The 21,583-nt window shown below is 42.8% G+C and carries 12 protein-coding genes; 2 read left to right on the forward strand and 10 right to left on the reverse strand.

Annotation, left to right across the window (positions count from 1 at the left end):
- Positions 1-31: 31 nt before the first annotated feature.
- From DW862_RS05350 to DW862_RS05390, 9 genes are all read right to left on the reverse strand, one after another.
- Positions 32-1,498: an Ig-like domain-containing protein gene (locus DW862_RS05350; protein ID WP_120067412.1), complete on the reverse strand. Its 1,467-nt coding sequence runs from the start codon at positions 1,496-1,498 to the stop codon at positions 32-34.
- A gap of 34 nt (positions 1,499-1,532) precedes the next feature.
- A complete protein-coding gene (locus DW862_RS05355; RefSeq protein WP_008020342.1) occupies positions 1,533-3,254 on the reverse strand; it encodes a RagB/SusD family nutrient uptake outer membrane protein in 1,722 nt (573 codons plus the stop codon).
- Positions 3,255-3,281: 27 nt separating this feature from the next.
- Positions 3,282-6,491 (reverse strand): TonB-dependent receptor, encoded by a 3,210-nt coding sequence (locus DW862_RS05360; RefSeq protein WP_008997760.1) that lies wholly within the window; start codon positions 6,489-6,491, stop codon positions 3,282-3,284.
- Between the two features lie 44 nt (positions 6,492-6,535).
- Positions 6,536-7,051, reverse strand: coding sequence for a sigma-70 family RNA polymerase sigma factor (locus DW862_RS05365; RefSeq protein ID WP_087318886.1), 516 nt, complete (start codon positions 7,049-7,051; stop codon positions 6,536-6,538).
- A gap of 186 nt (positions 7,052-7,237) precedes the next feature.
- On the reverse strand, positions 7,238-10,009 hold the full coding sequence (locus DW862_RS05370) for a two-component regulator propeller domain-containing protein (RefSeq protein WP_120067413.1): 2,772 nt from the start codon (positions 10,007-10,009) through the stop codon (positions 7,238-7,240).
- Between the two features lie 101 nt (positions 10,010-10,110).
- Positions 10,111-12,390 (reverse strand): heparinase II/III family protein, encoded by a 2,280-nt coding sequence (locus DW862_RS05375; protein ID WP_120067414.1) that lies wholly within the window; start codon positions 12,388-12,390, stop codon positions 10,111-10,113.
- A 44-nt stretch (positions 12,391-12,434) separates the two neighbouring features.
- Positions 12,435-14,357, reverse strand: coding sequence for an alpha/beta fold hydrolase (locus DW862_RS05380; protein WP_004316032.1), 1,923 nt, complete (start codon positions 14,355-14,357; stop codon positions 12,435-12,437).
- Positions 14,358-14,469: 112 nt separating this feature from the next.
- A complete protein-coding gene (locus DW862_RS05385) occupies positions 14,470-16,398 on the reverse strand; it encodes a glycoside hydrolase family 127 protein (RefSeq protein ID WP_120067415.1) in 1,929 nt (642 codons plus the stop codon).
- A gap of 91 nt (positions 16,399-16,489) precedes the next feature.
- Positions 16,490-18,115 (reverse strand): hypothetical protein, encoded by a 1,626-nt coding sequence (locus tag DW862_RS05390; protein WP_120067450.1) that lies wholly within the window; start codon positions 18,113-18,115, stop codon positions 16,490-16,492.
- A 152-nt stretch (positions 18,116-18,267) separates the two neighbouring features.
- Between DW862_RS05390 and DW862_RS05395 the strand changes: the two genes are divergently transcribed.
- Together DW862_RS05395 and DW862_RS05400 are read left to right on the forward strand one after the other, a co-directional pair.
- A complete protein-coding gene (locus DW862_RS05395; protein WP_120067416.1) occupies positions 18,268-19,050 on the forward strand; it encodes a HipA family kinase in 783 nt (260 codons plus the stop codon).
- Positions 19,028-19,411 carry a DUF3037 domain-containing protein gene (locus DW862_RS05400; RefSeq protein ID WP_004316036.1) on the forward strand — a complete coding sequence of 128 codons (384 nt, stop codon included), beginning with the start codon at positions 19,028-19,030 and terminating at the stop codon, positions 19,409-19,411. Before DW862_RS05395 ends, DW862_RS05400 begins: the two co-directional genes overlap by 23 nt.
- Before the next feature lie 217 nt (positions 19,412-19,628).
- On the opposite strand, the gene DW862_RS05405 is transcribed toward DW862_RS05400, so the two are convergent.
- Complete coding sequence (locus tag DW862_RS05405; protein ID WP_120067417.1) at positions 19,629-21,578, reverse strand: glycoside hydrolase family 97 protein; 1,950 nt, start codon at positions 21,576-21,578, stop codon at positions 19,629-19,631.
- Between the last annotated feature and the right edge of the window lie 5 nt (positions 21,579-21,583).

A 21,583-nucleotide genomic window follows, 5' to 3' on the forward strand; every position in this document is an offset into this window, starting at 1 on the left:
TTATTCAATCAGTTTCCAGAGAAAGTAGATGCTATTGTTTACCACTTTCGTTCTTTATCAAATCTTTCAGTTCTTGTTCCGATTCGAAAGTCTTTATCCAATCCACATAGATGCTGCCTGTTTCATTGGCTTCATACCAGATTTTCCAAAATTGAAGTTCCACCGTGTCGTACTTCGTCAATGAGGTAGGCATATACTGTTGATTTTTGCCAAGGAATTTCTTCGTGAAGTCGGCGTAGAATACTTTGTATTCACCGCAATCTACCACAGTCATGGCATTTTTTCCTTTATCGGTATCTTCGCCATATTTACCGGCTACGGTAATGCCGCTTCCGCCCCAAATGTCTAGATACCACTCTATACTTGTCGATGCTTCGAACACATTTTCGGGGAATTTCATTTTAAAGGCCAAGATGGGATAGTTGGTTACGTTGAACCCAAAACCGCCGTTGCGACAAATGCGGACAGCTTTGTAAGTCTTATCTTCACCGGGGAAAATACGAAGTACTCCGTCATTCTCCATCCATTCAAATTCCCGGTGAGTAAAGTTTCCGAATGGCTGCCAGATGTTCTCGACAGTAAACTGGTCGTTCATTAAACCTTCGCTCACGTTGACACTCATCGTAGCTTTGACAGGTTTACCGTCACCATAGTCGGCCAAAGCGGTAATTACTGCATTGCCATAAGCCTTCGCCACGAACCGGCCTTTTTCGTCAATCTCTACAACATCCGGCTTACTGCTTTCCCATGCGATGTACGAAAGCGTAGCATCTATCGGCGTTACATTCATCTGCGGAGTGTAGGTTTCGCCCAAAGCCAGCTTATCTGCTTCTTTCACAAATTCCATACTTTCGATATAGATAATAGGCTTCACCTTAATTTCAAACTCTTTCGTGAAATGTTTGTCGTCGGTAGCGGTAACTTGGATGCGTGCCTTTCCTTCGGCTATGCCCTTCACCTCGCCTTTTTCATTGACGGTGGCTTTATCGGGAGTTAGGCTTTTCCAAATCAACCCGGGGTAAGTGGGGTCGGCCGGGGTAATCTGCCAAGTAAGGGGCAAAGTTGAGGTTACAAACACTTCGAGGTCTTCGTTAGTGAGATTGATATCAGTGATGTGAATAATTTCGTTTACTACCTTCACATTAATGGTCGAAGTGGCAGAATAGCCCACAGCCGGCTTGGCCGAAATTACCGTGCTACCTGCCTTCACTGCCGTGATGCGTCCTTCGGCATCTACGGTAGCCACATCGGGCACAGTCGATTTCCATACCACCTCTTTATTGAAAGCCTCATCAGGGCCTACGGTATATTTTATCAAAGTGTCAGTGCCTATCAGCAGAGGCAGTTCGGGGGTCACTTCAAGGTTGATTTCCTTAACGAGCACTCTCTCTTCTAAAACAGGGGATACATCGTCATCGTTGCACGAAACGGTCATCATTAAGCCAGCCGTCATCAGTGCTGCAAACGCACCCTTTTGAAGTATATTTTTGTATGTCATAATTCGATTACTTTATAAATGAACAATGAATGGATTATTGGTTCCAACCCGGATTTTGTTTCAAGTTGGAGTTCAGTTTGAGCTGGTCGGTGGGCAGTGGCAATAAGTAATGCTTTTCGTGCCAGTTGCGTCCTTTCTCGTGGATAATGCAACCTTCGCCATCTTTGTCCTTAAAGGAAGCATCAGGCCATCTGTTTTCAAAATCGGTACCTTTCCACTTCACACCGGTGAGGTTCATCGGCATTTCATCTTCGGCCGTTTTCCAACGCTTCAGATCATCAATGCGGAAGTTCTCATCGAAAAATTCGATGGTACGTTCACGACGAATCTCTGTGCGCATATCCAAATTATTTGCCGTAACAAAGTCGTTAGTCAAGTCAGGCATTTCGGGGTTGATGCGTTTGCGTGTCAAGTTCAAACTGATAGCTAAGTCTTCATCCGATATTTGTCCATCGCGTTCAAACACGGCTTCGGCATAGTTCAGCAGTACCTCGGCATAGCGGATGATGGGGAAGTCATAGGCTTCCATACCGGTAGGCACTCCGTCGCGTTCGCTACACCACTTGTGGGGAAAGTAGCCTGTACCCGTTTGAGGCATGAAGTTCCTATGCGAGGCATTGGCTATTTCGGCAGCATTGCCGCTCCAATCGATGCGTCCGCCGTTTGTACCCCAGTAAGTTTGTCCGGGCACCATAAGTTGATTGTTCATGCGGTTGTCGCGATTTTTATATTCATCATCCACTTTCGTGTAATTCCACGTTTGGGGATTGATGGGCAACCCATTGCTTTGCAGATACATATTAGCCATTTTTCGAGTAACGTACAAGGCATTGCCCAAACGCCCTTGTGTGATGTTGAAGCCGATAGAATTGATTACAGGGTCGTGGCGGCGGGTAAAGATATATTCTTTATTACCTGTTTTATTGATACTGGCAGGATTCGACTTTTCATTCTCCAAGATAAAGAGATATTTGTAGGCTTCCGTACCCAATTCTTGAGGAGCAAAAAGCTCGAATGCTCCGCCCGCCATTACATCATGAGCCGCCTGTGCTGCGGTATTGAGCAAATTTTTTGTACGTTCGGTATTTTGACCACCATTATGGAATTTCTCCCATGTACCTTCATAGAGGGCTACACGTGAAAGAAATGCCAAAGCAGCTTCGCTGGAGAGGCGACCTTCGTCGCTGCTGCTGATAGCCTTATCGACGGGTAATAGTTTAGCGGCTTCTTTCAAGTCGTCAATGATGAAGTCAGCTACCTCGGTACGCGGATTGCGAGCCTTCTGCATCTCAGGCGAGTCGATGTCGAGCGGCGTGCGGGTAATGATAAGGTCACCGTAGGCCTGCAACAACTCAAAGTAACAATAAGCACGGAAGAAACGGGCTTCCCCCACCGAAATGGCGATGTCGGCTTGTTGTTCATACGCATCGGCTTGTTGCAATAAAGTATTGGTTTGACGAATACGATTGTAATTGTCGGTATAATGCTTGTCAGATGACGGAATACTGTTTGTTCCGTTGCTATAGATGTTCACCGTGCTACCGGCAAACAAGTCCGAGCGAATATCAGCGTGCTGACTGTCGTCGAGCCATCGAAAGTCGGCCGACCAGCCGTAGAACTGGGTGGCAAAAAGTTTGAAGTGTTCGGGCGACTTCCAATAGTTGGTATCCGCCAATTGTGTCTTGGGCTCAAGGTCTAAACACGACTGCATGGTCATGGCGCAAATGATTCCTAAAATATATGCTATTTTTTTCATTGTTATCTTCAATATTAAGAATAAAAATTAGAATGTGGCATTCACACCGAAAGTCACGGTGCGGTTAAACGGATAGCGTTGCTTGTTTTCCACTTTGCGGGTGGCTTCGGGATCCCAACCATCGGTGATATATGATTTTTCCCACAAGTCGGCGCCCGATACATAAATACGCAGGTTGCTGATGAAACCGCTCTTATTCATCCATGCCTTTGGCAATGTATAACCTAGTACAATCTCTTTGAGACGCAGGTATGCTCCATTATCGGCCGACCAGGTAGAGGGAATGTAGTTATAGTTATTGATGTCATTACTGTTTGAATAAGTAGGAAAATGGTTGTTAGGAGTTTCAGGACTCCATACATTACCTACCGACTGGTTGGTAGTGTTCAGCCAAATAGCTTTGAAAGGCACTTTCCAAGAGTCAATTTCACGATAGATGGTACGCTTGCCCACACCTTGGAACACGGTATTGAAATCGAATCCTTTCCACTCGCATCCGAAATTAAACGAGAACGAATATTTGGGGTCGTCGGAACCAAGAAATACAAGGTCGTCTTGTGTCAGTTTACCATCTTTGTTCACATCTTCATACATGTGGTCGCCCAAACGCAAGTTGGCAGGTAGGGCAATAGAGTTGCTGCCCACATATTTGTCCACGTAATAGTCCAGTTGGTCTTGGTTTTGTACTTTGCCCACGTAGCGGTAGCCAAATACCGAGTTGAGTGGATAACCATTCACGGCTTCGTTATAACCTGCGCTCACCACGATGTTACCTCCATCAACGAGTTTGTTGGTCATATAAGTTAACGTACCGCCAACATGGTAGTTGAAACTGCCTATCTTGTCACGCCAAGTCAAGCTGGCATCGTAACCATTGGCTTCAAACTTACCGCTATTGGTGCTGGGAGCAGTTCCACCCAATACACCGGGGTGCAGACGCGAAACCAGCATATTGTCGTTTTTCTTTTTAAAGACCTCGAACGTACCCGTAAGGCGATTGTTGAGGAATCCAAAGTCAATCCCCAAGTTATAGTTGTAGATACGTTCCCAAGTACGCACGGTGCTCACCAGTCCGGCAGATTCCACATAGGTTCCTTTCGAGTTGCCCAACAAAGCGCCGCTGTTCGATTTGTAGTTGTAAAGTTGGATGCCGTCATAGCGTCCGATACCATTTTGGTTACCTACCTCACCATATGAGGCACGTAATTTCAGTTCATTCACATAGTCACGCAAGTTCTCCATGAATTTTTCTTCAGTAATACGCCATCCGGCTGATGCGCCCCAGAAGAAGTTCCAGCGATTCTTGGGCAAGAATTTCGAAGAGCCGTCGTAGCGAGCATTCACTTCGACCATATATCTCGACTTGTAGTTATAATTCAAGCGACCGAAATAAGAAAGAATGGCTTCCTCCCAACGGTCTACTTTGTCTATGTAGATTTGTCCTTTACCGTTAAGCGATTCGATTGCCGCTTCCACGTCCATTGCTTTGGTGCCGCTATAATCGTAAGCGGCATAGTCGTATTGCACACCTCCCATAAGCGATATGTCATGAACCTCATCAAATAATTTCTTATAAGTGAGGAAAGCTGATGCCGTGTAATTGTCGGTACGCGCAGAACTTTTAGTATACGATGATTTTTCTTTTGCGGGATAGGGAGAGTTCTCATTCAGAATCGGAGTGCCGTCGTATTGATACCAATCAATCGAAAGATATTGTTCGTCACGGGCCGCATTGTTCGTTGAGTATCCCAAAGTTCCCTGAAAATCAAGACCATCCAAAATGTTCACTTTCAAAATTTCGTTCACATTCATAGTGGTCACCACAAGTTTGTTGTCACCACCCAATTCGGCCGACCAGTTGGGAGTATGAATGCCTCCCCACGCATACGGTTTGCCATCAATGGTCGAAACCGGTAGCCCTGGCTGCGGTATGCTACTGCCTAATATACTACCAATCTGTGTAGGAGCCACTTGATGCTGACGACTAGCTGACATATTGGTTTCCAAGCTGATACGGTTGTTTATCTTGAAACTGTTGAATAAACGTACGTTATAGCGTTCGTTCGAGTTGTTCCCCCATTGCAGTGTCCCTTGGTCGTTCAAATACCCCAACGAAAGTCGGTAGGTCGATTTTTCCGAACCTCCGCTTACGCTGAGGTTATGCTGGGTAGAAGTGGCATTTCCCCACAGCACATCAGTCCAGTTCATATCGTGAAACACAAAGTCGGCCACGCCACGGAATCCTCCCGGAATAGGATCTTCATCGGGGTTGTTTCCACCATGCAGATTAATCCAACTCCCCTTCATCGCTTTGGCCAAACGGGCATAGCGCACCCAGTTGTCGTCTTCGCCATAGCCGTCATTCAAACGGGCTTGGAGCACACCGTCCGTCCATTCGTCCATGCTCATCATGCGGGGTTGCAAACCCACAATTTTACGTGTAACCGAACCGCTATATTCCACTCTGGTTTTGCCGGCATCGGGACGTTTGGTAGTTACCAAAATCACACCACCCGCTGCTTTTGCGCCATAAATAGCAGCCGAAGCATCTTTCAGGAAGTTAATGGTTTCGATGTCGTCGGCATTGAGTTGAGCCATCTCGCTGACACCACTGGCTGGTACACCGTCAATAATCAAAAGAGGTTCTACCTTGTTCTTTGAGACAGAGCCACGGATTGAGACACCCCATCCTTCTTCGCCGGGAGCAGCCGACGAGCGGGTGATGCGTAAGCCCGGAACCTGACCTTGCATAGCCGAGAGCGGATTGGCCACTGTACCTTTGTCCTTAAAAAGTTTTTGGTCGACCACTGTTACCGAGCCTGTCAACGATTCTTTTTTCTGAGTACCATAACCTACCACAACAACTTCATCCAGCACCTCTGTATCTTCGTGCATGATAATTTTAGCCAGATTCGTCCCTTTTACAGAAACTTCCAACGTCTTATAACCAATAAAAGAAATCACTAACGTACCACCTGATACATTATTCAAAGTAAAGTTTCCATTCATATCCGTTATCGTACCATTGGTAGTGCCTTTCACTTTGACATTGGCACCAATAACAGGTTCGCCATAGGAATCCACGATTTTACCTTTGATTGCCCCAGTCTGCGAAACAGCCTGCACTTCTCCCACATTGGCAAATACCACCTGCGGAGCACCTGTTACAAGGGCAGAGGCCATCACCGTAGAGAATAGAAATCTTCTCGATGAGAATCTGAAGAGATTTTTTTTCATATACATAAAATTTAAAACTAACATTTATACTATTTATTCTAATATTAGATACACTGTTGGATATACTCACGGATTTCTTTCCGACTGATAAACAAGTGGTTTTCCACCGTACGGGAAGAAATTCCCAATTGGGCGGCAATATCAGCCGAGGATTTATTTCCGAAACGACTCATGATATAAATCTTCCGACGTTGTTCAGGAAGCTGATTGGCTCTCTCCCATTCGCATGTCAATAGATTATTGGCAATAATCTGGCTCTCCACTTCATTGGTACAAGTAGGAATCCGGTCGAAAAGATAGGAAGTTACTTCTTGAGCTTTGTAAAAACGACGCAAATAGTCCGTTACCAGATTCCGGCAAATCGCGAATATAAAATGTTTCACTGTTTCCGGACGCAATATCTGCTTATAGTCCATCAAACGCAAAAAGACATCTTGTGACAGGTCTTTTGCTTCTTCGTCCTTACCTATTTTATAATAGATATAAAGATAAACGGAATGATGATAACTCTTATAAGAGTCAGCAACCAGTTGAGTGGATTTCATGTTTATATTTTCCATTGCTTAGATTTTTGTTTATCATTACGCTGGCAAATATAAATGGTAAATACGGAAAAGAAACAATAAAAAAGGGCGGATAGATTTCATCCTATTGGAAGGGAAACAGAAGTCATAACATCTACTGATAATCAACTAATTAAACAATAGCAAGCTAGAGTCTCAAATTATTATATGAGACTCCGGCAATCAATCTTCATTAGTTCGTCCTATACTTTGGACGTATTCGTTCGGGGTTATTCCGGTCGTCTTTTTAAAATAACGGAAAAAGGAAGTACGAGAACTAAAACCACACAGTTCAGCTAAAGCACTTAAGGTATATTTTGAATATTCATCCTCATTAAGCAATCGTTTAAACTCAGCTATGCGGTAATCATTCAGATAATCATAATAATTCTTGTTCAAGAACTGATTAAACACGTAGGACAATGTATATGGAGAGACGTTCAGCACTGACGCCAAATCCGCAATCTTTAAATCAGGGTTAACATACAGTCTTTTTTCCTGCATCAGCATGTCCAGTTCGTTTGCCAGCCGATGACATTCTTCCATACTCACATTGCTCTTTCTGTATTTTTCTTCAACTACCGGTTTCCCGGTTTCTATGGCGTCCACCGCAAGAGCCGGAGAGTTCTTTTTTCTCCGGTAATAAGCATAGCTTAAGCATATTATTGCAATCAATAATAGAATTGTTCCCCATAAGGTCGCGTTAAAAGAGGAAGCAATAGTCACTGATAAACAGATTTCCGAACCGGGCTCACCAATCCGACGGATTTTGAATTGATATTTCCCGGAAGACAAGTCATAATAGGTCAGTTCGGATTTACCACCCAACAACTGCCAATCATCATCCATCCCTTCCATTTTATATTCATAAGACATATATGCAGGATCGGAATAAGTAAATCCGGAGAAACAGATAGTCAAATTCTTGTGCGACGATTCCAAAGAGACTTTATAGAGATGCTGTTCACTCTGTATAGCAGGATGATAAGGTTCTTTACCATTCACATATACATCTGTAATAGCCAGGGGATAACTGTTTTCTTCATTTATATCACGTAAATCCCTGGTCAAATAAATCAATCCTTTGGAATTGCCAAACCAGATTGTTCCCGAAGCATCTATAACAGGGCAACAGGTAATAAAAACAGAACTCGGTAATCCATCCACAAAAGTATAAGGAACAATTGTACTTTTTTTATCATAACGGTACAGGCCCAGATTCGTACCAATCCACAGCCACCCTTCACGGTCTTCGATCATAAACATGGCATCTTTCCCTTCCAAAAGAGTGCCCGGCTGGAATCTTCGGAAATGAGTCATTGACAAATCGGAAATAAAAATAGGGCCTTTATCCGGAAGGAAATAGAGCTCGTGGGAAGAATCTTCATATACTGTCCTGATTTTCTCTTTATGTATAAAGCCTTCGGGGAATATATCTGATTTGATACTACGAGTGGAAGGATCCCAAATACATAAACCGGTAGCCGTACAAATCCAGCCCTTTCCTGTAGAATCAAAGCATATATCAAGCACATTCCCTTCCGGAAGTTTGGAGTTCGAACTGGTATAGTGATTGAGTTGTTCGCCATCTTTATACTGATACAAGCCCATTGAAGTGGCAATCCACAGACAACCGTCATTGTCCGACTTGATGCAGAAAACATGCCCTTTCACAAAAGGAGTCTCCGAAGGTTCAAAATCATGGATAGTTAATGTAGAAGAATCCAGTATATACATGCCACCACCATACGTACCGATATAATACTTTCCTTGAAACGGGTAAATGCACATTATCATATTAGAGCGTAATTGGGGTGACTTGAAACTCCTAAAACGCCGTTTCGTCTCATCAACATAGAAGAGGCCATTGCGGGAACCTATCAATCTTTCATTCTCATTGATAGCTATAGCCCGTACCGGTATGTCTTTTGAATCAAAATAAGGAGAATAAGAATAGGTAGAGAAAAGCCCGCTCTGATACAGTGTATAATCAAGTCCCAACTGATAGAATCCAACCCATATCAATCCTTCCCTGTCCACCAGCAATGAATAGACAGAGTTAGAGCGGATTCCGCCATTAGTACCGGGTTCATAGCGGAAAGATTTCATAACCTTATTTTCCTTGACAGATACAAAATGTACTCCATTTCCGTCTGTTCCAACATAAAGTATATCTTTTCCGTCACCCGACAAAGAAGAAATTACATTGCATCCCAAATCAATCCAATTATCCCTGAACTTCCCTGTCGGTATATCGTAAACAACCACTCCATGTTCCATTGTCCCTAAATAGAGCCTGGAACCAATTCGTGCCATTTTTCGATAAGTATAATCCTGGCTATCATTGTCACCGCATGGACATAAAGTTATTTTTCGGGTAGACAGATTCATTGAATATAGTTTGGAGCGGGTCAGAATCCATAATGTATCTTTTTCTCCCATATTCAAATCGACTATGAAATTATCCGATGACCACATATCCGCATTGATAGTAATCTGCTCCAATTCATTATTTTTGCAGACAAACAATCCTTTTTCGCTGCCAATATATAAGGTTCCCTGCGCATCGGTCAATAAAGAACGAACTCCGAATTTTATCACTTCAGCAACAAACGGTTCTAATTTACCGGATTCTTTATTTATCCGCCAAAGGCCCATATCGTTTCCCACCCAAATCCGGTTGCCTTGCGTTTCTGCAATCACATTCACCCATTTCAGTTTCTCATCATCTCCGAATATCGGATAATGCTTGAAACGGAAGCCATCAAAACATTCAACTGACGTAGCTGTTCCAATCCAAAGATAACCTACGGAGTCTTTATACAAGGCACTGACCGTTAAATCAGATAATCCATTTGTTTCTGACAGACCACGAAAGGAATAAGAAATCGGATAGGCAGACAGAGAAAGAGAAATAAATATAAGGCTTGTTATATGTCGTATCAGATTATTCATAGGATTTATATTTGATGAAACAATGCAAACCTACATAAAATATCCCGAATTTTATGTAGGTTTATACAAAAACAAAACACACTCCTCAATAAAAATGAGTGTTAATCTACCAGCTTTATACTCAATTGGGATTGTTTATACACAACAGGAATTCTCTTATTATTAACCTCTACTCTTACAGGCTTCTTCTTACTCCTGAAACTGGCATTTATCTTCGGCTGTCCGTCTATCCAAAGATTGAGTTTCTTATCTTCTTCCTTTTGAATGACAAACAACTTAGCCAAAGAAGAAAAATAGGTTTCCTTATCGCGCCTTAATGCACTGCCATGACAGATAAAGAAATCTTTGGCGTCTTTGGCTTCCGTTCCTTCGGGATAAGAAACTGCAAACATATAGGCATCTGTCATCCAGCCGTCCGGCATAATCCATGAGTTGCTGTGCATCAGTCTGCCATCTGCCAACTGGTTAATATACAAGTCAGTCACTTTACCTTTGTGACGGATACGAAGTCCAATCCAATCTTGTCCTTCCCGCCGTTCCATTTGTGGCAAGTCTTTTTCATTGGGAGTCTCCTTTAATATAATAGCTGTCAGCCCTTTTACACGATTGACTTCTGCCGGCAAATGGAATGAATAATAGGTTTCAGTACCTTTCAAATCTTCAGTTGGAGCCTGTATTTCTTCCCAATACAAATCCTCCGGATAGTCGTGTACAAAATCAGACTTAGCAAGCAAACGGGGATAAAGAGGACGAATCACAACGGAAGAATTACCATTCGTCACATTCACGTCAACTCCCGACTTCTTATAAGTCCCGTTGGTATGCCACAGCCATTCAAAACGGCCGACCTTATGCGTCTTTAAATCATCAATCATATAAATCACATTATCCATCCAAAGGAAATGGCGGAAATTACGACTGAAATTATTAGATACAGGACCTGTTCCATTAGCCAGGACATATTTCACATTTCCCGCATCCAAAAGATGATGTAAATATCCTCTCAAAGTAGAACCGCTGTACTGCTGCTCACGGGGTTGTCCCTCGCCATTGAACAGTACTACATTATGCGCCTGGCTTTGAAAGAAATAATTCCGATAAGCAGGATTAGGATACCAACAGTTTCCCCCGTCTTTAATAATATCTACCCCTTTATGAAAGACAATAAATGAATTGGCATCTGCGTGAGAATGATTCCATGTATGACCGCTTTTTACAGCCAGCATCGTAGCATCCTTTTCCCACGAATCACGCATCGTAGCCCAACCAAAATCGGCAAATAATTGAGAAGTCGGCAGTTGAGGGACAGCGGGCGCCTTACTCAAATCAGGAGTGTAAAGGAAGCCCATGGGACGATTCAGGAAAAAGCCATCACGATGTTGTCCTTGTTCCACCTGGGCTATATACCACAAAATAGTTGGATCTTTCACCCCCAATGCATACAATAACATCATGCTGGATTCTGCCGATACATTTTTATGGCTATCTCCAAAATTCAAACTATGCAGCATACCTGTACGCGGATAGCAGACTTGTGAGAAGTAACTCGGCAATTTTGCCAATTGAGGAATATCACCCGGATTCTGTCCGGGATGAGTATTTATCCAAGCGATCCTAAACAACAAAGCTTCCTGAATACCAAAGTTGGCGTAATTCAGACTTTCATACATTCCACCAGCCTCATCAAAACTCTTTGCTTTCTGTTGCAATACATCACCGGCAAAATCAAACCATTCAGGAAGTGATTCGTGAAGTTGCTCCACCCATTCTTTTACTTCGGGAAGTTCATTTTGAAGACTCAAAGCCAATATTCCACCCTGACAAACACAGGAGGTCCACCAGTTATGTCCCATCGAATTCAATGAGTGAATACGGGTCGGCTCCAACAACCAGTCTCCCAATGCCGGTTCCACGGCTAACCGTTTCAATCCTTCGGCTATCTTTTTTCTTTCTGAAGAAGACATGACATTGTATGCAGCATCATACCCCACTGCGGAAAGAAAACTCTTATGAGCCATACCCAGTTGTGAACGCCATGCAGGAATACGCGCCATCATTTCCACATCTCCCCATGATTCGGCTTCCACAGCTTTCAGGAGGATTTCTTTGATTGCGTCTGCATACTCCTTATTATCAGTCATCAAATAAGCTAACGACAAATAGTCTAATCGATTAAAATCTTTCTTTTGCAAAGCTTCATCGGCTGTTTTCTTAATATCTCCCCATGCTTCCTGCAATTTAGGTTCATGCTGCATACGCTGTTTCACTTGCTGTATGCGTTGTGGAGTATACAGTAATGAAGGATGATTTATTTTTTGTGCTTGTATATATAATGAAGAAACACAAAAAAAACAGATAACAGCAATAATAGTTTGTTTCATGGTACTTAGTCTATTCTATATATAATCAGTTACAATATTATTCTTTATTGAACGTTTTTCAAAAATTCTTCCAATGCTGCATTAAATTCTTCCGGGCGTTCCATATTCAGCATGTGTCCGCAATCGTCAATTACTTTCAGTTTTCCATTGGGAAGATATTGTAAAATGGGAGGTTCTTTTGAGAATCGGTTGCCGGAAGAATGACCTTCAACAATTAAAGCAGGTACATCGGGATGATTCTTTTTCAATTTCTCGATGGCATCCAAACCAGCTACCACCCGTACTTCTTTGTGTAAAGGTTGCCACGCATCCCACTCATCGATCATTTGCCATAGAGACTCACGCATTCGTTCCCGCTGACTTCCTCCTGACTTCATCAATCCTTCAAACCACTCTTTCTTCATCACATCTACCCCTTTCTCTTTCAAAGCAGCAATCTCCTTATCACGTACTCTTGCTTCTTCCGGAGTCATCGGTTCACTGGGACCTTTCGATTTCCGAATGTTTCCACTGGCTAAAAAAGCAGATAACATTCGGTCAGGGAAATACGCCAACATATCAGCAGTAATAAACCCACCTAAAGAAAGTCCGACGATATGCGCTTTCTTGATGTGCAAAGAATCCATCAAAGTAACTAAATCTCCAGCGTGTGTGAATTGATAGTCTTCCGTTTGTGAAGACGAAATGCCATATCCTCTCAAATCATAGCGGATCACACGATATTTTTTTGCCAGTACGGAAAATTGTTCATCCCACATACGATGATCCAAAGAATGACCATGAACAAAGATGACGGGAGCACCTGTGCCGGCTTCCTCATAGTAAAGAGAACCGTTGCCCACTTCAACGCGGCCTTGTTTCACAACCAACGGATGTCCCTTTACAATCTCTGAAACAGTTCTCGAAATTACAGGACTACCATAAAAAGACGAGAAACCATCTTCTTTACTGGAAGCACCGACTACATGAGCAATAAAGAAGCCATAAACATTCTCCCGTTTATTGATCCACGGGTAAGCGCCAGCCCATCCTGGTGAACTAATCTGATAAGCTTCACCTGTCTTCTTATCGATTAATTCACGCCATTCTCCCAATCCGTAGATTCCATTGTGGGATTGTCCTAGCCCTTTCGCTACATAATTATCCGAGTTATTCGAAGGGATTATTGCGTCTTTCACTTGGTCGGCCTGCATTTCCTTTACAGTTTTTGCTGATATAATCCGCTTATCGTTATACATTCCATCATGATAAATCATAGATAGGAAATGAATATAATCGTTCAAGGTGGTACACAGACCACCACCTAACATCGGGGCATGTCCGCCATCTGTATTTATCGGAGTAAAATGAGAATTTTTCATTTCCAATGGTTGCGCCAATAGTTCTTGAAAGAGAGTTTCAAACTCCTTCCCCATTGCCACTTCCGCCATTCTTCCGGCAATCTGCATGGCAAGCCCTCCATACTGGAACCGGCTTCCCGAAGTAAAAACCGTATCTAACGGCAATATTTCAATAATGGCAGAATCCAAATGATTGTAATTATCTACACGCGGTTCAGGAAGATAGGGACGCACTCCGGAAGTATGAGATAACAGTTGTCGTAAAAGGATTTTTCCTTTGGCATCTCCCTTAAATTCCGGCAACCACTTTTCCACAGGGTCATCCCAGTCCAAACTGGTACTGTCCACTACCGCTCCGATAACAGCAGCCGCCACCCATTTTCCGGCAGAGGCTACGTATACTTTTGTATCAGGAGTATAGCTACCATAGTTCTTCTGAAAAATGACAGAATCATTCTTTACTACACAGATAGAAGCACCTGGATAGTACTCTTTACTCACCCAGCCTTGAATAACAGAATCTAATGAAGAGAAGTTATAACGACTCCCTTGTACGGATGATACATTGCAGGAACCTGCAATAAAACAGATACTTATAAAAATTACGATTAATAATCTTCCCTTCATTTTCGTTATCTATTAAATTCGTATTAAACACAAATTACACGAACTACGCTATTGTTTGATGCAATTATAATTATAAAACCGCGTAATTCGTGTAATTCGTTCTTAAATTTTTCTATTTCGACTGCAAATCCCAATATACCACATAACGCTGATGATGCAAATCATAAAGCGGACGAATCACATCTCCTTGTTCTGTTATAAATTTCAGTTCTTTTCCTGTACGCTGCAAAGTACGTTCCGGATGTTTCATATCTACTTTCAATGAGGTACGCAAATCGGCAGGCACATGGAAATTATAAGTATAATAATCATTATAAAGAGCTGGATTAGAGAAAGGTGCGGGAGCCTGCATACCTTCCGTACCCCGTTCTCCGGCAAGCACTAACGGGCCATACAATAAAGCCACTTTATTCGGATTATCGGGAGTGGCTTCCAATTCAATCTGCATCGGGTAAGTAGCCGAGATACGGTCATTATCTTTCCAGTCACGAGTGATAGCGATGTAAGAACCCGGCTTTTGTTTTACTGCTACTTTTTTACCGTTCACAAGAACTTCCGCTTTTTTACTCCATGAAGGATATCTTAGATAAACAGTAGTGCGAACCGGTTTCTCGACACGAATAGTAAACCGGGTCGTTTCCTCTTTCGGAAATTCCGTTTCCTGGAGAAGGGTTAATCCTTTTTCTTTCCAGGTGACTTGGGAAGGAATAAACAGATTTACATAGATTCCCTCGTTGTTGTGGTAGTAGATAGCTTCTCCGTATTTAGCATGATTTTCGAATCCGCTGCCGACACAACACCAGAAAGAGTTCTCTTTGGTACTATACAGTTTATGTGAACCCGAAAGTAAGGGTAAGAAATAAGTGACCATTCCCGTTTCCGGGTCTTGCTGTCCCAGGATATGATTATATAGTGCCCTTTCATAATAATCGGCAATAGATGAATCGCCCGTCCAACAGAAAAGATGACGACTAAGCTTCAACATATTATAAGTACAGCAGGTTTCTCCGGTATAGCCGGTCAAGTGTTTAGAAAATTTCTTCGGGTCGAAAAAATGCTCCTTATCACTACTACATCCCGGAGCAAAAGTATGGTGGTCAACCATGGTATGCCAGAAGAATTCCGAGAGCTTTTTGCTGGTCTCATTCTCTGTCAGTTCATAGTTACGTGCTTCGGCTATGACTTTCGGGATAAACGTATTCGTATGTTTGGTTCCCAAATCGTCCCGAAGTTCTTTCAACGGGTCAATTACATCATTATGGTAGAAATATTCGGCCAACCAACGGTAACGTTCATCTCCTGTGATAGCATACAAATTGTAGAATGATTCGTTGACACCTCCAAACTCATTGCGTATCATGAGTTTGCGGGTTTCTTCACTAAGTGGTTTCAGTTTGTTATAAGCCCAGTCGCCCATTTTGGTCACTGTTTTCAAAGCCTGCTGATTATCCGCATACAGATATTGGTCTATCAGACCGGAATAAAGCTTATGCAAGGTGTACCAAGGTGCCCAAACACTCTTTCCCCGGATATTACGGTTTATCAGTTCTTCGGGAAAAGCACTTAAATATCCGCCTTTCAAAGCGTTCTGAACTTCGGTCAGCCCGTTGACAAGGCTATCCCCTTTCAGCTTGAAAATCTCACTTCCGGTAGCGGCATACATCAAAGCGTAAGCCGAAAGCAGATGTCCGGTAGTATGTCCGCGAAGTTCACAGTCCAAAGATTCCCAGCCACCAAGTTTTTTCACTGTCATATAACCGCCTTCACGACCAGCAAAGACTCCGGCATTTGTCCGGAAACTATGTAATAGGCGACTTACGTCGATAGAGGTCATCCATGCGGAATCCCGCAACATATTGTCACGAAAACGACTCGGTAATAAACGGACGTCCTTCAAATCAAAACTTTCTACCCGAACAGGAGCCACTGTCTCTTTTTTCATTTTCCCCTGGTGCTGTCCGGGGTATACAGATTGAGCCGACGATATAGCCGATACTGCCAATAATGCGATTACAACTAAAGATTTCTTATTCATAATCATTTTTAATATCCTTATATTTATAGGATACGAATAAGTTCAGCCTAACACTCAATGCAAAAATACGAATTCCAACTTATAGTTCCATAATCTTTCATTTATCAATTGCCGATTGATAAATGAAAAAACTCCGTTCTACCGGTTCGGCAGTCTGTACTTCTCCTGCCAATCCATATTGCCATGCCACCACAGTCACTTTCAACGGGAACTTACTGCGTGGGGGAATTCGAGTAAATACCAACTTGTTTCCCTCTATTTCTGCCGGTCCTTCTTTCACGTAGTAATATACGGGTAGCCCGCAATCGGAAGTTGCATGTAAAGAGATAGTTTCCGTGCCTTTCTTCACATCGTCAAGGCCCGGAAAAAGAATATGCTGGCGTTTACCTTCCGTATTGCGATAGGGAATCCGGAAACTAAGTTCCTGAACTGTGCTTTTATAGTGCTTGTCACCGTCATTACCGGCTAGAAGGCAAATATCTCCCGTACGACGCTTATTGTACATCCCCATACGGTAGAAACGGACAGTAAAGGTTGTGTCGTTCACTTTCTGAACCGGGCCACAGATACGGGTTATTTCAGGAGAAGTGAGCGAATGTTCGTCAGAAATTGCAGTATGCAAGCTATCCGTATATACAGCTTTCAGATGAAAAGTCAATCCGTCTTTTTCCGGCAGGAAACGGGCGGCAACTTTCACATGGGATTTGGGATTATATGTGAGTAATTGCCCCTTTTGTACGAAACCTAAGTATTGTGGTTTCTTCCCTCTTTCCCGGCGATAGCGTTCTTCCGTCATTTCAGCCATTTCCTTATCGAAATACCAGAATGCATCGTGCGAGTCTCCTTTATACTCTTTATAAGGAGCAGCTTTTGCACGTTTCTTCTGATTCGGATGCCACCTTTCGGCAAGCCAGCCATTCTGCGGATTCAGCTTCTTCAATTCCACAGGCTTATCCAAATCATACGTTGCGGGCATACGATATTCCAGTGCTTTCTTTAAGAACAACGCAATATAACCAGCGGTGCGGTCGGCTATATCGAAATGTCCTCGTCCTGTGTCGCAAAGGAAAGAGACGCAACTTTTAGGATACATCATACGGAATGCCAAAGCCGGATTTACACGGTCTTCCCACCATTCGTATTCGCCTTCAATCATCAATCCAGGGATGCCGTCAATCGTACGTTTCCCCCACTCCATATTGTCACGACCATATCCGGTAAGGTTAGTGCGCGGCGCATCTCCATGTAAAGAGATAATGGCTAATGTGCGGTCGGGATTCCATGCTGCGAAGTTCCACGGATAGGTAGCCATTGCCGAATGTCCTAAAGGGACAATAGGCGCATATTTCAATTCACTATAGCCGCTGACATTCGCAAAATCCTCCATCATCTTTTCAAAGGCTTCCTGACATCCGGTAGTTATATCCCATCTTTGATCCCATCCAGGGGTAATCCATATCAGTGCTATACCCGTTTCTGATAATCTTTCACGAAATAGAGAATTTTCAAACAAAGTCTCCTCTGTCATATTATGATTGCCTATTATCACAGCTTTCACTTGAGTACAATCGGAAGGTATCCACAAGAATGCTTGCGGATGATCGTTCGTTTCGTTGGAAATAATACCTGGCAGCTGTACAGACCACTGCCATTCGGCTGCCATATTGCTGGGTAACAGAATAACGGACATTATTCCAAACACCAAAAATCGAAGTAGTTTCATGTTTAATTCATTTATCATTGTTTTATATAATACGTAGCAGGAAGAAAGTATACTCAACCGAAAAATACAAAAAACTATTATTATAGGAAGCCTTTCACTGACTATTCCATAAAAACGTTGTATCTTTATTCTCAATTTAAGAAAGGAGTGATATGGATTTACGTACAGCAAATGTAACAAGATATATTCTTCCCTTGCGGGAAGGAGGGTCATTGCCGGCTTTGGCTGAAGCGGATGATGAATTTAAATATGTCGTAAAATTCAGAGGAGCAGGACATGGGACTAAAGCCCTTATTGCCGAATTGATAGGGGGAGAAATAGCCCGTACACTGGGATTCAGAGTTCCGGAGATTATATTTTTGAATCTGGATGAGGCTTTCGGGCGGACAGAAGCGGATGAAGAAATACAGGATTTACTGCAATGGAGCCGTGGGTTGAACATGGGTCTGCATTTCCTGTCCGGTTCATTGACGTTCGACCCTGTTGTGCATAAGGTGGACGGTAAAACTGCTTCGCAAATTGTATGGCTGGATGCGTTATTGACCAATGTAGACCGTACAATCAAGAATACGAATATGCTGATGTGGCATAAAGAATTGTGGTTAATCGATCATGGAGCTTCCCTTTATTTCCATCATTCGTGGACGAATTGGCAGAAACACGCACTTAGTCCGTTCGTACAAATAAAAGATCATGTACTATTGCCGTTTGCCGATCAGCTGGAAGAAGTAGACGCAACATTCAAACAACTACTTACCGATGACAAGATACGAGAGATAGTCAATGCCGTCCCTGACGACTGGCTGAACTGGACGGAAGGACAGAAAACTCCGCAAGACTTGAGAGATGTTTATATTCAATTTTTAGAAGAAAGGATCAAGCATTCCGAAATATTTGTAAATGAAGCGCAAAATGCAAGAAAGGCACTTATATGAATACGCAGTTATCCGTTTCGTTCCTAAAGTAGAACGTGAGGAATTTATTAATGTAGGTATTGTACTGTTTTCCAAACGGTGCAAATATCTAAAGTCTCTTTATACAATAGATGAAAACAAACTGAAACTGTTTTCTTCCGAATTGGACATCAACTGTCTGATAGAAGGGCTGAAAGTCTTCGACAAGATTTGTCAGGGAAATAAAGAAGGAGGAGTTATTGCCAATATGGACATTCCGGACCGCTTCCGGTGGCTGACTGCGGTAAAAAGCTCCTGTATTCAAGTATCCCGTCCTCATCCGGGATTCTCTACAGATTTAGATAATACTTTAGAAAGGTTGTTCAAGGAATTAGTTCTTTAATTCCTTGAATAACCTTTCCACTCAATGAATGAGAAAACTCTCCTCTTCTCTCATTACGACCCGGAAATGGTGAAGTGGTTGATTAATTATAGCAAATAATACCTCACTATATTTTTCAGGCACGGATTACACGGATTTCACGGTTTTAGAAATGATGGTTGCATAAAGCAACAGTGTAATCTGCGTTATCCGTGCCTAAAAAGAAACATAAACTTGCCTACTTAAGCGGAGTGAAATGCAATGCGGCTCCGCCACTTGCTTTTAGCTTCAAAACAAGCTTATCTCCGGCTTCTATCTTCTTATGAGTACTGCGTACTTTCGTTCGTGTATTCAGCTTGTCATCATCTTCGTACAGGTGAAGCATATACTTCTTACCTGATTCCAGAAAATCCGTAGTCAATGTAATTGTGCGGGCTTCCGTATTCGTCATTGCTCCTACAAACCAGTCATTCCCCGAACGACGTGCCTGAACGATATATTCACCAATCTCCCCATCTAACGCGCGGCTGTCATCCCATACACTCGGAATTGCTTTCCAAAATTCCAGTTCTTCTTCTCCCTGGTAGAATTCCGGTCTGTCATACCAAAACATAAATTGCAAAGGACTGTAATACACAGCTGCCATCGCCAACTGATGTGCTTTCGTATTCTTCACCCGGTTATTGAAATAACAAAGCGTATAGTCTCCTGCACCTGCCAGATAGCGGGTAAAAGGGAGAGTCGTATTGTGTGTGGCATCCGGCATTTCTTCATTTCCACGAATACCTTCCTGCGTCATCAGGTTAGGATAAGTACGGCTGAAACCTGTCGGACGATATTCGTCATGAATATCTACCATCAGACCATATTCTCCACATTTACGAACTGCATCATGCAGCCAAGTACTCCAACGCTGATTACCTATCTGTACAAAACCGAACTTGATACCTTTCAATCCCCATTTTTTATACAAAGGCAACAGAGTATCCAACTGCTGCACTAATGCACGCTGATTGACATACACCATAAGTCCGATTCCTTTCGATTCGGCATATTTACACAAAGCGGGTATATCAAGGTCTTTATCAGGAGAAACAGTAGTAGCGTCCGAACTCATTTTCATCTCTGGTCCGTACCAGCCTGCATCCATATGCACATACTGAATACCACGTTCTGCCGCAAAGTCAATGGCTGCTTTTACTCTATCTTGTTTCAAGTCGCCCGAACGGAATACTTTCCCGGGTTTAATCCAAGAAGTATCAGCCAGTTTGCAAGCCGGATTCAGATTCAAGACAATATCATTGTTATTAATTAAATCGACCGGACGTTCGCCAACCATGATTACACGCCACGGAGTACTGTAAGGAGAAATAATATCGGCACTACTATACAGGCTTGTCTCCAAAGTGGAAGGTTTCTCTGCCGATAAACGGAATTTACCACGAACATAATCCACCATTTCCGCTTCCAACAAAGCTACAGATAATCCATCAGGCAGTTTCAAAGTCAAAGGACGCTCACTCTCCTCTTTGCCCCATCCTTCCAACGGACGAAGTTCATAAGGTCCTTGCGCCCAACGTTCATAATACGCCATCGTTCCTTTAGGCATTGTGAAGCTAGTCTGCTCACCGACGATATGCAAGAAAAGCCCGTTTGTCATTTCCGGAAAATGATAGCGGAAAGCAACTCCTTCATTATAGGCGCGAACTATGATATTCATAAAGTAATTCTTACGCTTATCATAACCACCGTCCTGATTGCCATTTCCTTCTCCCTTCTTGAGTTTCAAAGTCATCTCATTGTAGCAATCACGTACTTCCGCACGTTCGCCATATACAGGCTTCCATCTCTCGTCCGTCTTTTGATGTTCAGTCTCTGTCAACTTCAGATTCTCACACCAAAAATGACAAGTATCATTCGGTATACCCAACGCCGATTCAAATAACTGATTTTCAATCAGAACACCCAGTTTACTTTCTTCAATCACCGGACGATTCTTATAAGTCAAGGTATAATACATTTGTGCATTATCCTCTCCCACCGCACGTTGATAAAAGGTAAAACGATAAGCTCCATCAGGAGACGTCAGTTCCTGACGGGTTTCTGTCATCACATCTTGCGCTTTTACCAATGCCGGTATCACCAACAACAAAAGCAAAATTCTTTTCTTCATTCTATTTACGTTCATGTTTA

Origin of the sequence: Bacteroides sp. AM37-9 (assembly GCF_003603455.1) — a bacterium.
Lineage (GTDB): Bacteria > Bacteroidota > Bacteroidia > Bacteroidales > Bacteroidaceae > Bacteroides > Bacteroides xylanisolvens.

Excerpts from the sequence above, each read along its gene's own strand:
- DW862_RS05350 (WP_120067412.1), bottom strand. The coding sequence starts at position 1,498 with ATGACATACAAAAATATACTTCAAAAGGGTGCGTTTGCAGCACTGATG.
- DW862_RS05355 (WP_008020342.1), bottom strand. The coding sequence starts at position 3,254 with ATGAAAAAAATAGCATATATTTTAGGAATCATTTGCGCCATGACCATG.
- DW862_RS05360 (WP_008997760.1), bottom strand. The coding sequence starts at position 6,491 with ATGAAAAAAAATCTCTTCAGATTCTCATCGAGAAGATTTCTATTCTCT.
- DW862_RS05365 (WP_087318886.1), bottom strand. The coding sequence starts at position 7,051 with ATGGAAAATATAAACATGAAATCCACTCAACTGGTTGCTGACTCTTAT.
- DW862_RS05370 (WP_120067413.1), bottom strand. The coding sequence starts at position 10,009 with ATGAATAATCTGATACGACATATAACAAGCCTTATATTTATTTCTCTT.
- DW862_RS05375 (WP_120067414.1), bottom strand. The coding sequence starts at position 12,390 with ATGAAACAAACTATTATTGCTGTTATCTGTTTTTTTTGTGTTTCTTCA.
- DW862_RS05380 (WP_004316032.1), bottom strand. The coding sequence starts at position 14,357 with ATGAAGGGAAGATTATTAATCGTAATTTTTATAAGTATCTGTTTTATT.
- DW862_RS05385 (WP_120067415.1), bottom strand. The coding sequence starts at position 16,398 with ATGATTATGAATAAGAAATCTTTAGTTGTAATCGCATTATTGGCAGTA.
- DW862_RS05390 (WP_120067450.1), bottom strand. The coding sequence starts at position 18,115 with ATGAAACTACTTCGATTTTTGGTGTTTGGAATAATGTCCGTTATTCTG.
- DW862_RS05395 (WP_120067416.1), top strand. The coding sequence starts at position 18,268 with ATGGATTTACGTACAGCAAATGTAACAAGATATATTCTTCCCTTGCGG.
- DW862_RS05400 (WP_004316036.1), top strand. The coding sequence starts at position 19,028 with ATGCAAGAAAGGCACTTATATGAATACGCAGTTATCCGTTTCGTTCCT.
- DW862_RS05405 (WP_120067417.1), bottom strand. The coding sequence starts at position 21,578 with ATGAACGTAAATAGAATGAAGAAAAGAATTTTGCTTTTGTTGTTGGTG.